16 protein-coding genes and 1 tRNA gene are annotated in these 14,615 nt (G+C 41.6%); 2 read left to right on the forward strand and 15 right to left on the reverse strand.

The features are described 5' to 3' along the window. Window positions 1-49 precede the first annotated feature (49 nt). The gene (locus G7092_RS24665) at window positions 50-757 is read right to left on the reverse strand and encodes a hypothetical protein (RefSeq protein WP_166093718.1); all 708 of its coding nucleotides are present in this window, start codon (window positions 755-757) and stop codon (window positions 50-52) included. Window positions 758-1,402: 645 nt separating this feature from the next. Here G7092_RS24665 and G7092_RS24670 point away from each other — a divergent pair. Beyond that, the gene (locus tag G7092_RS24670; protein ID WP_166093720.1) at window positions 1,403-1,591 is read left to right on the forward strand and encodes a hypothetical protein; all 189 of its coding nucleotides are present in this window, start codon (window positions 1,403-1,405) and stop codon (window positions 1,589-1,591) included. Window positions 1,592-1,811: 220 nt separating this feature from the next. Here the strand turns inward: G7092_RS24670 and G7092_RS24675 are convergent. From G7092_RS24675 to G7092_RS24695, 5 genes are all read right to left on the reverse strand, one after another. After that, a tRNA-Arg gene (locus G7092_RS24675) sits at window positions 1,812-1,883 on the reverse strand. Between the two features lie 88 nt (window positions 1,884-1,971). Then, window positions 1,972-2,343, reverse strand: a complete 372-nt coding sequence (locus tag G7092_RS24680) for a DUF1801 domain-containing protein (protein ID WP_166093722.1) — start codon at window positions 2,341-2,343, stop codon at window positions 1,972-1,974. Beyond that, window positions 2,343-2,738 (reverse strand): hypothetical protein, encoded by a 396-nt coding sequence (locus G7092_RS24685; RefSeq protein ID WP_166093724.1) that lies wholly within the window; start codon window positions 2,736-2,738, stop codon window positions 2,343-2,345. Before G7092_RS24685 ends, G7092_RS24680 begins: the two co-directional genes overlap by 1 nt. Window positions 2,739-2,794: 56 nt before the next feature. Beyond that, entirely contained in the window at window positions 2,795-3,601 is an 807-nt protein-coding gene (locus tag G7092_RS24690) for a helix-turn-helix domain-containing protein (protein ID WP_166093726.1), read from the reverse strand. Between the two features lie 16 nt (window positions 3,602-3,617). After that, window positions 3,618-4,430, reverse strand: a complete 813-nt coding sequence (locus tag G7092_RS24695) for an oxidoreductase (RefSeq protein ID WP_166093728.1) — start codon at window positions 4,428-4,430, stop codon at window positions 3,618-3,620. A gap of 202 nt (window positions 4,431-4,632) precedes the next feature. Here G7092_RS24695 and G7092_RS24700 point away from each other — a divergent pair, with 202 nt between their 5' ends. Next, window positions 4,633-5,388 (forward strand): hypothetical protein, encoded by a 756-nt coding sequence (locus tag G7092_RS24700; RefSeq protein ID WP_166093731.1) that lies wholly within the window; start codon window positions 4,633-4,635, stop codon window positions 5,386-5,388. Window positions 5,389-5,404: 16 nt separating this feature from the next. Here the strand turns inward: G7092_RS24700 and G7092_RS24705 are convergent, their stop codons facing one another. The 9 genes from G7092_RS24705 to G7092_RS30555 form a co-directional block, all read right to left on the reverse strand. Next, window positions 5,405-5,803, reverse strand: coding sequence for a response regulator (locus tag G7092_RS24705; protein WP_166093733.1), 399 nt, complete (start codon window positions 5,801-5,803; stop codon window positions 5,405-5,407). Between the two features lie 80 nt (window positions 5,804-5,883). Continuing rightward, window positions 5,884-6,492: a TetR/AcrR family transcriptional regulator gene (locus G7092_RS24710; protein WP_166093735.1), complete on the reverse strand. Its 609-nt coding sequence runs from the start codon at window positions 6,490-6,492 to the stop codon at window positions 5,884-5,886. A gap of 128 nt (window positions 6,493-6,620) precedes the next feature. Beyond that, entirely contained in the window at window positions 6,621-7,364 is a 744-nt protein-coding gene (locus G7092_RS24715; RefSeq protein ID WP_166093737.1) for an SDR family oxidoreductase, read from the reverse strand. A 191-nt stretch (window positions 7,365-7,555) separates the two neighbouring features. Further along, window positions 7,556-8,149 carry a LutC/YkgG family protein gene (locus G7092_RS24720; protein ID WP_166093739.1) on the reverse strand — a complete coding sequence of 198 codons (594 nt, stop codon included), beginning with the start codon at window positions 8,147-8,149 and terminating at the stop codon, window positions 7,556-7,558. After that, window positions 8,146-9,531, reverse strand: a complete 1,386-nt coding sequence (locus G7092_RS24725; protein WP_166093741.1) for a lactate utilization protein B — start codon at window positions 9,529-9,531, stop codon at window positions 8,146-8,148. The genes G7092_RS24720 and G7092_RS24725 overlap by 4 nt, the downstream gene beginning before the upstream one ends. Beyond that, window positions 9,524-10,264: a (Fe-S)-binding protein gene (locus G7092_RS24730; protein WP_166093743.1), complete on the reverse strand. Its 741-nt coding sequence runs from the start codon at window positions 10,262-10,264 to the stop codon at window positions 9,524-9,526. Before G7092_RS24730 ends, G7092_RS24725 begins: the two co-directional genes overlap by 8 nt. 291 nt (window positions 10,265-10,555) lie before the next feature. Next, window positions 10,556-11,206 (reverse strand): START domain-containing protein, encoded by a 651-nt coding sequence (locus tag G7092_RS24735; protein ID WP_166093745.1) that lies wholly within the window; start codon window positions 11,204-11,206, stop codon window positions 10,556-10,558. Window positions 11,207-11,337: 131 nt separating this feature from the next. Continuing rightward, window positions 11,338-14,016 (reverse strand): alpha-L-rhamnosidase, encoded by a 2,679-nt coding sequence (locus tag G7092_RS24740; protein WP_166093747.1) that lies wholly within the window; start codon window positions 14,014-14,016, stop codon window positions 11,338-11,340. 266 nt (window positions 14,017-14,282) lie between these two features. Beyond that, window positions 14,283-14,504 (reverse strand): YtxH domain-containing protein, encoded by a 222-nt coding sequence (locus tag G7092_RS30555; RefSeq protein WP_202985408.1) that lies wholly within the window; start codon window positions 14,502-14,504, stop codon window positions 14,283-14,285. Window positions 14,505-14,615 lie beyond the last annotated feature (111 nt).

Raw genomic sequence — 14,615 nt, forward strand, 5'->3', positions numbered from 1 at the left:
AATTTTAATAGAATAACAGTATCAGTAGCTCCAATAGATTAGCGCTGTATTATTTGGAATGTTTCTGCAATAATATCTTTACCTGTTTTTCGAGTTCATCTATACGGTTTTCTTGTTGTTTAGCAGTTTGGCCCTGAGTGATTATTTTCTCATTCTGTTCTTTATTTTTTTTATGCTCATCAATTAAATACAGAGTCAACTCCTCCACCTTCTTCATCAATAATTTATTCATTTCGCCCAAGTTCAATCCTTCTTTAGCTATTTGCTGTTCGGAAGGAACTTCTGGTAAATGTTGGTTTTGATCGATGTAAGCTTTTACTTCTTGAAGTGAGGGTAATTGGTAGTCTTTTTTGAAAACATAATCGGGCCATGCTGAATTCAATTTCACTGTCATAGAGGTTGCAACGGCGCTCCCATTAACGGAAAAGCTATAGCCTGGAGGTAAACTTGTTGTTCCTATGCTAATTCCGTTATTAAAAACGGAAGACCCATTTACAGCAAGTCCATTTGTCCCAATTTTAACATCGAATTTTTTCCCAGGTACAGGATCAGCATAGATTCCCGATGAAAAATGGGACTCTGATCCCACTCCAAAAATACCTCCCGATACATCGAGGTTTGTTTGGGGCGAAGAGGTGCCAATACCAACATTTCCAGTATTGATGTTATAGATATTGTTCCCATTAGTTACCCATTGGGCGTGTACTAATGAAGAAAAACTTAAAACTAGAGATAGTGAAAAGAATAATTTTTTCATGGTATAAGGGATCTTAAGTTTGCTCAAGAATATACGTTCAGGATCAATCTATATAGATTAATATTAAGTTGTTATGGAATGAATAAATGCTGTTTGATTGGAGCCTTTCTGAAGGCTAATGACTGATTTTTACTGTGATAATGCGATCATATTGCAGGGTTAAGGTGACTCAAATATAATTATTTATCATTCCAAACAAATAGGCTTATACAAAACTTTCTAAGTATAATCCTCGATGATTGATATAACTATAGATTTATTTATCGAGATCAATAATGCGCTTTTATAGCCGGGCACATACAAAAATACCTGGTTAAAGTTGCTTGGATGGTGGCGCTACTGTGTCAGTAAAGTTTAAGGATTTTGAGCAATCATTATCCTATTTAGAACAAGCGGACGGTTTCGGTCATCTTCAATCGGCTTAAAAGGCAATTGTTTACCGGAAGATGGGTAGGTTAGAAGATACCTTACCGCCTTTAACCTGGCCTGGCCTCAATCCTTCCAGTGACCGGTTATGGAGTTCCAGGTTAGACTCCCGAAGGCTCTGGGAAATCACCCGTTATCCTGAATGATATCTCACAGGCGATACAGCTCGATACCAACCAGCCCATATATTTTGCGACGCTGGCCGAAATTTATGTAGCGATGGGTAGGGATGAGGTGGGCATCGCTCTTTCTAAAAACCTGCCTGTCGGCGCCCTTAATTCTGCTTATGATGTTTACAAAAAATACCTTAACGATCTGCGATTGATCAGCTTATTCAATAAATATTCTATAGATGTTAATGATCTTACCGATGAAGTATTTTATAAAGGCTATGGAACTAGAAGTTAACAGATAATTTGCCGTGGATAGTTTTAGACTTAATAATAGCAAATGCTGCTTTTTGAAAACGAAATAAGAGACATCTCTGAGCATACAGTTTAAAATGGAGTAATAAATTATCAGGTGCCTTAATTACCATAATAACTCTACAAACTTAAATCCGCTCACAAAGCGCTCAGTGTTTTATTATAAATAAAGCCCCTAATTATGATAATTAGGGGCTTTATTGTGCACCCGACGAGATTCGAACTCATATCGATGGTACCGGAAACCATAATTCTATCCGTTGAACTACGGGTGCAGTTGCTGCAAAGATATACATTCAATTGTTTTATTTACGATGGATTGTATAAAAAATAGATGTTGCTATTATGAAAGCCATTGTCCTGTCAGTCCGTCTTTATTATCCCTGTTCTGTACAGATCAAGGGCCTGCTTTAAAATATCACTTATCATATCTACAGGTAAATCTTTATCAGCCTCCAAAAGCATGATTTTCATGCGGGAACGTTTTTCTATGATGAGGCCGGGATGATCAAACCGTTGTCCTTCAACAATACCGATGTAGGGTTGGTGGTGCTTTTTGTGTACCCACAGGTAACAAAACATTTTGCCTTTGTAGCAGAAAAATGGCATGCCGTATTTCCATTCGGCCGATATGTTTTCGTCTTGTTTTAGGATGATGTCTTTAAGCACCAGTAAACATCCACGAATGGGTTCGTCCTTTTGCAGGTAAAAGTTATCCAACTGGGTTAAAGCCATTACCTTTTCTTAACCAGTTTGGAGGCTATAAAGGCAAACAGTCCCTGTACCAATCCTGAGGCCATACCAATTACAACACCAATAACTGCCAGGGCTGCTTGTGGTGGGATATGATAAGGGTTGCCATTATACATGCTGGCTTCCTGCGTGTGACCTGCTTGGTAGTTTTTATAAAAGATAGCATGTGAAGCAATAATCCATACACAATTGACCAAACTAAGGCAAAAGCCATTGGTAAAATACATTTGCGTACAGTTTTTGGCTATGATATAGGCGCAGATAATAAAGATAACCGGCCATATAGCTCCCTCAATGTTACTTGGGATAAAAAATGCGGTAGCCAGTCCCATAGCCAAGCCAAACATCGAGAGTTTAAAGATCAGTTTCCAGTTCATATCAGGTTTTTAGGTTTATGTGTATAAATCTATATAAAAACCAGTGTTTTTAAAACTTAAACCCTTGAAGGCACTATCCCAAAAGCCTTTTTAAAAGTATATGAAAAGTGCGACAGATTTTCGAAACCTACCTCAAGATATACCTCTGATGGTTTCTGCCCCTTTTCCCGGATGAGGTAATAGGCTTCATTTAATCGCTTTTGCTGCAGCCACTGTCCCGGTGCCATGCGAAATACTTTCTCAAAATCACGTTTAAAGCTGGCCAGGCTGCGGCCGGTAAGTTTGGCAAACTGAGTAGCCGGAACATTGAACATGTAATTTTGATTCATGTAGGCCTCCAGATCTATCTTATATGGCTCACTAAAATCAAAAAGGAAATCATAAAAATCCGGATTGAAGTTCAGGAGCAGTTCAACCGCTTCTTTGGTTTTTAGCTCCGCCATGTTATCTGTTGCTCTTTCCGGATGATCAAAATAGGGCTTCAAGGAATCAAAATAGCCTTTAATAAAGGGATCGGGTTGTAATATATGGATATGATCTCCGGTATAAGGTTTCGCAGGTGCAAGTTTATGTTCGGCACTGTATCTGCGCAAAAATTGTTGGTCTATAAATATGTTAATCGCTTTAAATTCACCCCCTGGCTCCGGTACCTTTTCCGACCTTACCAATTGGTTCCGGCGGGCAAGCGCAATTGTGCCGGCACCGAACACCCTGGTGCCCTCGTTGGTTTTTTGATGCGTTTCTCCCGATATCATGTACCCGAAAGCATGTTCGGGTACAAATGATTCGTTGCTGCGTTGTTTTTTATCAACACAGGAGTATAGCAGGTTGTTGAGTAATATGTGGCTTTTGTCTTCCATCATGAATCTAAATATACAATTACTTCAGTTGGGCCAGCAGCATTTTATCAAATGTACGGTCGGGCAGTATTTTTCGCATAAATAATGCAGGGCCGGCCATATAGCCACCGTGGTAGCGGGTTTTTGGCTGTTTGGCGGCTATAGCTTTCCTAACCAGATTAACAATAACTATTGGGTCGGCATTTTTTTCATTAGCTTTTTTGGCAATGGCAGAAAATTGCCCGGCTAAATTGCTATAAGCGGTATGTCCCGAAATTTTGAGCAGGTTATCCATCGCGATGCTGCTCCATTCAGATTTTACGCCGCCGGGTTCAATCACCACTACATCAATACCAAATTGCTTTACCTCGTTACGCAGACTGTCACTCAGGGCTTCTAAAGCAAATTTGCTGGCGTGATACCAACCGCCCAGGGCTGCCGCGAATTTACCACCGATTGATGATATATTAATGATTGTGCCAGAACGCTTGCCGCGCATGTACGGTAACACCAGTTGTGTTAAATGAGCCGCACCAAAAACATTTACTTCCATCTGATAGCGCGCATCGGCAATGGACACATCCTCAATGGCTCCATATGAACCAAAGCCGGCATTATTAATTAACACATCAATACCACCTTCGGTTTTTACTATAGTTTCGATACCGGCAATCATCGAAGCTTCGTCGGTTACATCCATAGCCAATATCTTTACACCAAACGATTTAAGGTCGGCCATTTTCTCCACGCGACGGGCCGCACCATATACAATATGACCATCCTGTGCCAAATGCCTGGCCATTTCTTTACCCATGCCGGCAGAAGCGCCGGTTATTAATATGATCTTTTTCATTTTTTTCTGTTCTGTGAATTACAAAACAAAGATGGCGGTAAAAGCAGCAGCACAGGTTTGTTGAATAGCTCAACTTTGGTTTGGTGAGAAGCTCAAAATAATGTTCATCCTGTTATAAATAAATGATAAAGAATTACAAAAAAAGACGTTTATATTTAAGTAATGACTTTTTGTAATTTCATATAAAACTATCAACCAAACAATGTACAAAAACGCTTATGCATTGATCATAAAAAGCTTGTTGGTTGTAATGCTAACCGGATGCTTTTGTAAAACAAGTTACGCCCAGGTAAATTTTGGCGGGCAAATATTTGAAAATAATACCAAAATCCCGCTCTCCGGAATTAATATAGAAAATTTAAACACACATCTAAAACAAATTTCAGCTTCGGACGGAAGCTTTGCTATTAGCGCGAAGATTGGTGATCTATTATCTTTTTCATCGCCTTATTACCAGCCAGATACAGTTTATATTATCAACTTGAATTATTTGAAGATCTACCTTAATTTAAAAACTAAGACTCTCAAAGAGGTTCAAGTAACATCTGCTGAACTAAAGACAGGATCGTTAAAAATTACGCCAACAAAAGGACCGTTTAACAGTGAAACCGTACTGTATCAAACAGATGCTGCCGGTCGTCCCATAGGAGGAGTCAAAATCATGATACACGATTGGAATAAAGATGAAAATAAAAGAATAATGGAACAGCAATTTCTTCGGGGTGAGGAGGAAAAGGTACAAATTTCAAAAGTTTTCAGTCCCGAAAACATTCAAAACTATTTGCCTATCAGCAACCAGGAACTAAGAAATTTTATTACCCTTTATATTCCCAGTATCAAGACCTATAATAGCAAAGGATTTAATCTGTTAGATTATTTAACCTCCAGTTATAAGGAATTTCTCAAAATCCCGGCTGAGCAACGACAGTCGGAAGATTTTTTAAAGATTAATAAATAGCAAGAGCGGGGATCGGCTAAAAATCGCAATCGGCATGTTCTACGTCATTGCCTGCCTTTAAGAAACAGGTTTTGATAGTATCCGTTATATCAGAAAGATTGAAAGGTTTGGCAATAAAAGCATCGGAGCCATAATTACCTAATGACTCCAATACCCGGGGATAGGCTGATACCATAATTACGGGAATGTGGCATGTTTCGGGCGTGGTTTTAAGCATGTGGCAAAGTTCGCCACCGTTTATCCCAAATAATATATAGTCCAGGATAACAATGTCGGCATTGAAGCTGATAGCTGCCTTACATATGTCATCGGTAAAATTAATTCCCTGAACTTCGTAGCCCTCCATCTCGAGCGCTTCTTTCATCACGTCAAGTACATCCTCGCTATCATCAAGGATTAAGATTTTTTTAGGCATATTGTTAAATTGGTACACTCTATAACGTTGAGTTAACAACTTTTGTTTTTAGCCTGCTAATTATTGCTGTAATAATTAGGTTACACGTTGGTTTTAAGCTGCTTAATGATGGTATCCACTGTTTTTAATACCTTATCCAGATTGGCAGGGGTGTTGGTTACTTTAGCTATCATGATACCTCCTTCGATCAGCGCAATAATAGAAAGTGCCGTTTGGGTAATATCAATTCCTGTTTTAAACTCGCCGGCTGTTATACCCCCTTGTATCAGGTCTTCAATTCTTTTCTTCCAGTTAATAACCACCTGCGCGGCTTTTTCCTTTAATACGGGGTTGGTATCATCGGCATCAACAGCGGTATTCAATATGGGGCAGCCACCTTCCGGGAAACTCACGGCGTTAAACCTATGGTAAACCTGGGCATAAACCATCAGTTTATCATGATAGGTAGATGCCTCATCAATAAAGTGTTTAATTTGCTTGCGTACTTTTGCAGCGTTGTATTCAAACACGGCAACGGCAACTTCTTCTTTATTTTTAAAATTACCGTATATACTACCCTTGGTAAGGCCCGTAGCCTCGGTAAGGTCTGATAAGGAAGTACCAGCATATCCTTTTTTATTAAAGATACCAGCAGTTTTTTCTACAATGAACTGGCGCGTTCTTGCAGCTTTTGATAATTCCGTTTCCATAATACAAATGTACCAATTGGTATTTTAATATTATAATTTTGTTTAGTGACTGTAATATAACTACTTGTAGAATCAATAAAAGCATACCCAACGATATGCTTTTATTCAAGATCATATTCAGGGATAAATTATGATTTACGCGAGTTCATGAAATTTAACGCTTCAGCAGGAGACGACAAGTATAGCTGGTAAAGTTGCTCGGTATTACCTACTCTGATCTCGTAATTATCGGTTTCCAAAGATGCTAAAAATTCATCGGCAACCTGTGACGGTGGAATACCCAAATGACCACCAATTTCGGTTGAAAATTCGGTATCAACCAAAGGAGGCATCAATTCAAATACTTTAACGGTGGTATCTGTGAGGGCAACTCTTAAGGCTTGGGTATAAGAATGTAATGCTGCTTTGCTGGCTGAGTAAGTGGCGGTTAATTTTCCCGGTACAAAAGCTACTATAGATGATACATTTACGATAGCAGCTTCGCTTTGTTTTTTAAGCAGGGGCAGCAGCTTTTCGTTTAGTCTGATAACAGACAGGTAATTGGTCTGCATTTCGGCGCTTGCTTTTTCAAAGGTATCGGTATTGTTTAACAGATCACTTAAAGAAGCAGCACCCGCATTATTGATCACTATGTTAAGGTGCGGGAAATCGCTGAATAATGTGGCTACCAGATTTTCAACGTCGGCAGCGTTAGAGATATCGGCATTGATAGCAGTTACATTTTGTAATTGAGCGGCAGCTTTTTGTAAACGCTCTGGAGTACGGCCAATAATAATAACGTGGTTGTTCTTAGCTGATAATTGTTTGGCTATTTCAAATCCTATGCCGGCGCTTCCACCGGTTATGAGTACAGTGTTCTGTGTGGTTTTCATTTTGATTTATTGTTGATGATTAATTTCAACACGACAAAAATATACCAATCGGTATATTTTTGCAATAGGCAAAACTCATCCTTGTGTCATCATTACTGAAATGAATAATTTTAAGATAGCAGTAACATAAAATAGGGCCTGTTATTTACCAATAACAGGTCTGCGCAGATATTTGTAGGAAGTAAAACGAGCTATGTAAGAATGAATACAGAGAGGCTTCTGGGCCCATGTGCCCCGATTACTAATGATTGTTCGATATCTGCCGTTTTTGAAGGCCCAGAGATGAACGCCCCGTAACCGTAATCGGCGTTGCCTATTTGGGCGTAGGCTTGCGCCATAGTAGGCACAAGGGCATCTTTACTGATCACAACTGCCAGGTGCTGACTGATGAAAGGCAGCACGCGTATATTCATCTGGCTTTCTGTAAGCCATAAGGCGCCGTTCTCAGCAACACCCAGGTTTGATTGTAATATAGTCAGTTCTGTATCAGCAAAGCTGTGTGATGATTCATCGAGTACGCTGCCTGCATAGGTATATTCATCCAGTTCGGGGATGCCGGATATGATCTTTACACCGGGTTTAAATTCTTTGTGCAGTATAGTTTTTATCGCTTTCCAATCCTTTACTTCATAAACAAAACTGCCGCCGGCACTGGCCACACTGGTGTATTGTTGTGTTAAGTTATCCCCGGTTGCTGTCAAGCTGTTTAATATTTCCAGATCGGGCAGTGGAGCATGAGTAAACTGATTTTTTTTAACTGCGGCTAATATTTTTTCCCTGCTCATTGTTTTGCTTCCTTTCTTTTGCTGTACCATTCGCCAAAGGACTCTTCGGGTGTTTTGGGCATTTCGCGGTGTTTGTACCAGGGGTTTAATCCATTATTAACCGCAAACGGGGCATATTTAAATACTATACGACCCATCTTGCCACCTGACCTGTATAAACCAGGAGAGGATAGGGTAAAAGCCATCGCTTTCATGGCTATAGTTTTTGCTGTAGGACTATAGCCTTCTTTTACAATAACTTGCCGCCATTTATAAAGCTGATTGTGGATATCAATTTTCACCGGGCATACATTACTGCATGAGCCGCAAAGGGTAGAGGCAAAGGGCAGATCGGCATATTTTTTCATGTCGAGGTTGGGTGCCAGTATAGAGCCTATAGGTCCTGCAACAGCAGTATGGTAACTATGACCACCGCTTTTGCGATATACCGGACAGGTGTTCATACAGGCGCCACAACGGATGCATTTTAAAGAGTTACGAAAATCCTCACGACCTAACTGTATGCTCCGGCCATTATCTACTATAATGATATGGATGGCTGTGCCTTGTTGCGGTCTTTTGAAATGGCTGGAATAAGTGGTGATAGGCTGACCTGTGGCGCTGCGTGTGAGCAGCCTTAAAAAAACACCCAAATGTTTCCTCTCGGGGATGATCTTTTCTATGCCCATCGAGGCAATGTGTATCTCGGCCAGATGGGCGCCCATGTCGGCATTGCCCTCATTGGTACATATTACAAACTCCCCGGTTTCGGCTATGGCGAAGTTAACGCCGGTAAGCGCTGCACGGCGCGTCAGAAATACTTCACGCAAGTGCTGGCGGGCGGTTTCGGTGAGGATCTTGGGATCTGATTCGCCTTTGGCCGAGCCTAAGTGCTCATGAAAGATATCGCCTATTTCTTCTTTCTTTTTATGGATACAAGGCAGTACGATATGGCTTGGTGGCTCATTGGCCAGTTGGACAATGCGCTCGCCCAGGTCGGAGTCGATCACATCGATGCCTTGTTCTTTCAGATATTCATTCAGGTGGCACTCTTCGGTAAGCATCGATTTGCTCTTAACCATGCGGTTGATGCCGCGTTCCTGTAGTAGCTGATGAACTATCTTGTTATGTTCTTCGGCATCGGCCGCCCAATGCACTATAACACCATTGTTGATCGCGTTGGCTTCAAATTGCTCCAGGTATGTACTCAGGTTTGATAATACATTGTTTTTGATCTGCGATGCGGTTTCCCTTAATAGTTCCCACTCGGGCAGTTTATGCGCCTGGATATCGCGCTTCTGGCGTACCCACCATAGCGTTTCATCATGCCAGTCAACCCGTGGTTCATCCTGGTTAAATATAGCAGCTAGCTGGGGATGGGTTTTTCCGGTAACGTTACTCATGACTGTGATTTAAAATTTCGGCCACATGAATTACTTTGACATCGCTTTTTTGGCGGCGTAAAATGCCTTCCATATGCATGAGGCAGGAGAGATCGGCCGAGGTAATGTATTGGGCGCCATGTTCAATATGATCGTCTACGCGGTCTTTCCCCATTTTGGATGATACCGCTTCTTCTGCCACGCAAAATGTTCCTCCAAAGCCGCAGCAATCATCCTGGCGGGTTAAGGGTACCAGTTCCAATCCCTGTACCATATCCAGTAGTTGTGCGGGCTTGCTGAAAGCCGGAGCAACCAGTTCGCTCATTTGCGATATCTTTAAACCGCGCAATCCGTGACAGCTTTGGTGTAATCCAACTTTATAGGGGAAACGGGCTTTTAAATCTTTTACGTTTAATACATCTACCAAAAATTCGGTAAGCTCATAAACCCGTTTGCGGATATCGGTAGCTTGTTCTTCTTTTTCGGCTGAGTGTAAATGTTCTTTGATATGCAGGGTACAACTGCCGGATGGGCATACGATATAATCATATCCCGAAAAGTTGTCAATAAATAAGCTGTTGCAGCCCTTAGTGAGGTGTTCATAGCCGGAATTGGCCATAGGCTGCCCACAGCAGGTTTGATTTTTAGGATAGTGTACATCAACGCCAAGCTTTTCCAGTAGCTCCAGTGTGGCAATAGCCGCCTTGGGATAAAACTGATCGACATAGCAGGGTACAAATAAAGCTACCTTCATTTTATAGTGTTTACTTTAATTGGTTAAAGCAATGTTAGCAGTTATAAATTGTAAAACTGTCATCAGGTGTCCGCAAGTATCGCGGTAACAGCATAAACAATCATAGCTAGGCAACGAAATTACGTTTATAGCAGGCAACTGTTATCAGCTTTTTTTGCAAATGATTGATGGTAATTAGCTTGAATGTTCATTGCCTCATTAGTTCATTTGTATTGTAATGCGGGCAATGGAGCGGAAGTTTAAATGGTTTCGAGACCAATAAACTAATGAGCCAGTGAACAAATGAACTAATTAATCAGTAATATAAGGCAGTTTGATGTTCTTGTAGGTTGGTTTCTGCAATTGTACTTTCAGCTTTTTGAAGCTTTCTGTTGGGCCCTGGGTAATAAACATATTGAGTAACCAGGCAGGTACGCTACCACCCGCATCCAAATGCAGGGTATATTCAATTTTTACGTGGCTGCTGTCTATCGGTGTAATAATCCATTTACCTACTGAGTGCTCAATACGTACAATACCATCTTTACGTGGTACCATATCTGCCAAACATGGAGCGTCAACGGTAACCACCTTGGTTTTAGGGTCCTGGGTAACTTTGATATGGGCAATAAAATCGCGGTTATGTAAAGGCCAGGGTATGGATACTTCAGAATAATAATATAGTTCTGAAGGGGAAACCTGTTTAATCATGTCAACAGATTTGGTATGATAAACCCAATCTATACTGCCTTTGATATCCAATAATACGGCAACCAATTGAGCTGCCGATGCATTGAACTCACATTCTACCTTAATGGCTTTTACTTTGGAATCTGGCACATGCCTGGTGTAAACTTTAACACCTTCTTTATTAGTACTTAAAGCCCAGGGCTCATCGGCATGGGTGATGTTGATTAACGCGAATGCAAGCAGCAAGACTAATAAAGTGACTTTTTTGTACATGATATAGAGCCGATATAATGTAACAAAAGTATATACAAAATAAGCCGGTTAGTGAACCGGCTTGTCAGCAAAAGGTCATTTGATGTTAAGTTAATGTAAATATGAAATACCTATGGCAATTGAAGTGAAGATTATTTCACCTCAAAAACATAGCTTCCGGCAACCGCCTTGTAAGGGCCTGAATTGGCGATCAGTTTACCACCCAGATAGGTTTTGCCTGTGGGTAAAGTAATGGTAGCGGTTGAATTGGCCGGTACGGTAACCCTGTAAGTTATACCTTGACCGGTACGTTGCCACGAGGATATGATTTTGCCATAGGGGCCATCATGGGTAGCGGTAAATTCGTTGAGCCCGGCCACAAAGTGCGGCTGCAACAGAATGTTTTTAAAACCCGGGTGATCCGGATCGGTGTGGATACCTGCTATACCTTTATATAGCCAGGCGCCTATCTCTCCAAACATAATATGATTTAATGAGATGTCTGATTTGGCGTCTATCTTCCAGTTTTCATACAAGGTAGTGGCCCCGTTTACCATCCACCATCCCCAGGATGGGAAAGTTTCCTGTGATGCTATTTTGTAAGCTACATCGGGATAGCCATTATCGCTTAAAGCGCTTAAAATGGCTTTGGCTCCAAGGATGCCCACGTCCAGGTGGTAATTATCGGCTGCAACACGCTGCGCCAGGTTGGCGGCTACTTTACTTTTCAGGTTTTGCGGTACCACATCCCAATAAAGCGGTACACTCAGTTCTGTTTGCAATCCCTTGCCGTATATGCCGGTTTCGGTGTTCAGATATTTAGTATTGATGGCATTTTTGATCTTATTGGCCAGTGCCGAATATTTTACAAAATCGGCCTGTTTTCCCAATATTTTAGCGGCTTTTGCCAGAATGCAGGCATCGGTATAATAGTATACAGAAGAGGTTAGTTCAACAGGCGATACGGATTTTACCGGCACCCAATCGCCCAGACCCCAGGTGGTTAAGCCTGCTGGGTAAAGCTCATCAATGTGGTTTACATACTTTTCGATGCTGGTATAGCTATCCGCCAGTAGTTTGCTATCGCCATAAAACAAATAAATGTTCCAGGGGATAATGGCGATGGTGCTTGTCCAGTCGGGGCCGTTACCCCATTCGTAACCCCAACCGCCGGTTGGGATAATGGAAGGGAGCACCCCGTTAGGTTGTTGTTCATCGCGATGATCGGCCAGCCATTTTTCATAAATGGTAATGGCGTCAAAATTATATAATCCCGTTTCGCTGGCAATATGGGCGTCACCTGTCCAGCCGTTCTTTTCGCGTTGTGGACAATCAGTAGGATAACCAAACAGATTGCTGAGGTAGGAGTTATTGGTGGCACTCCATATTTGATTGATGGTTTTGTTGGATGAAGTAACTGTGCCGATGGGCGCTACATCGCTATGCATAAAATAAGCTTTCAGGCTTTCTTTGTTTAACGCTACAGGTTTGCTACTGCTCACCTCTACATATTGAAAGCCCTTGTAGTTAAATTTGGGCATAAAGGTTTCTTCGCCTTTGCCGCTCAAAATAAAAATGTCGGTCTGGAAAGGGTCTTTATCATCGGTAGGGCGGTAATGCAGGTCGATATTAGATTGATCGGCATGTCCGTTTTTGTTCAGTCGCTCAGCGTGTTTTAGGCGGATCACCGTGCCCGAATCGCCTTTCACAGTGATCTTACTCACGCCGGAGATATTTCGCCCAATATCAAATACCCATAAGTTATTGTCAATTTTGGTAATGCTTTTGGCAGCTATCTCTTCCACATTACGGATGGGCTGCATGCTCTGTGCTACAATATTTTGTGAAGGAGCCGAACGGTTGATCACCTGTTTCCAGGCAGTATCGATGAAGTTGGACGTATTCCAGCCGGGTTGTTCTTTGCGGGCATCATAATGTTCCGCAGTATAAATGCTGTTAAATACAACAGGACTTAAAGATGTTTTCCATTGCGTATTGGAGCTTACGGTCTCCACCGTACCATCGGTATAAGTAATACGCAGATCCATACAAAATGTTGGTCTGCCACGCCATGGCGCCTGGTGAAAATACCATACCGCCGTGCTTTGGTGATTATACCAGCCGTTACCCAGCAAAACCCCGATGCCGTTTTTGCCGTTTTGCAGTTGCGCGGTAACATCGTAAGTTACATACAAGGTACGCCTGTCAAACCGGGTATACATGGGGTCGAGGCGGTGGTTGCCGATCTTTTGGCCGTTGATATATAATTCATACAAGCCTGCCACGGCAATATAAGCCCTTGCCGAGCGAATTTGTTTAGCAACTTTAAATGTATGCCGAAAATATGGCGCCGGGTTTACCGCTATGCCTTTATTATCACTTATCCATGATCCTTGCCAGTTGCGCATATCCATCATCCCGGTTTCAAAACTGGCTACATCCGATGGCAGGAGCTTTTTACCTGCCTGATCCCACAGCTGCACCCGCCAATAGTATTTGGTGAATGGTTGTAAAGGCTTACCTTGATAGCTTACCAGGCTTGTTGAAGACACAACCTTAGTAGTTTGCCAGATATTGCTTTTACCGTTAATTACACTAATTGAATCGGTACCAACACTAATTTGATAAGCAGTTTGGGCGGCACCTTGTCTTTCATCAACCAATAACCAGCTTAAGCGTGGATACCGGGAATCGATGCCAATAGGATTAGTTAGGTGTTCGCATTGTAAACCTGCCGCTTTGCCGGGTGAACCTGCGAAGCTTGTGTTAGCGATGAAAAAATGAAATAGTAAAGCGATGTAAAGCGCGGGCTTACAGAAAAGTTGTTTCATACGGTGCAATAAAGCGGTTTATAAAGGTAAGCAAGATAATTTAAGGGCTTATAGCAATGTTAAGCCGATATTTTTGCTTGCGCAACCCTCACTGTCCTGAAGGGGTAATAGGTATTACAGGGAGTAGTTTAAACTATAATAACCGCGTTCATTTTTTTATTGTATCAACACCGTGAATGCTGTCCGTTTCAGCATTTTCGGGCCATATCGAGCCTTTCGGTTATCACCTAAAAAAGAATATTGTGTATAGCAATATAACAGCTGTTTTAGAACCTGCTGTTATCTCTGAAATTGTCTCTGAAATTTTGAGTGCGGGCAGCTATTTGCTCTACGGTAAGTTCGCCGTATCTTTTTGCACGATCCATCCATTCAGGCCCATTCTCGGTAAGGTCATCAATGATCGATTTACCATTCGGCCCCTTTTTGGTAACATAGTTTATGCCGTATGCAACCGCTGCACCAACGACAAGAAATTTTAGTAAGCCCATAATTTTAATTTTTATTGTTTGTATGACAATGATGATGCCAGTTTGTTACATGCTCGAGTTAAGAGCCAGAGTATAAGAATCAGGGATCAGGAGCATAGTTAAACAGCAAGC

It is taken from the genome of Mucilaginibacter inviolabilis (assembly GCF_011089895.1).
GTDB classification, from domain to species: Bacteria; Bacteroidota; Bacteroidia; order Sphingobacteriales; family Sphingobacteriaceae; genus Mucilaginibacter; species Mucilaginibacter inviolabilis.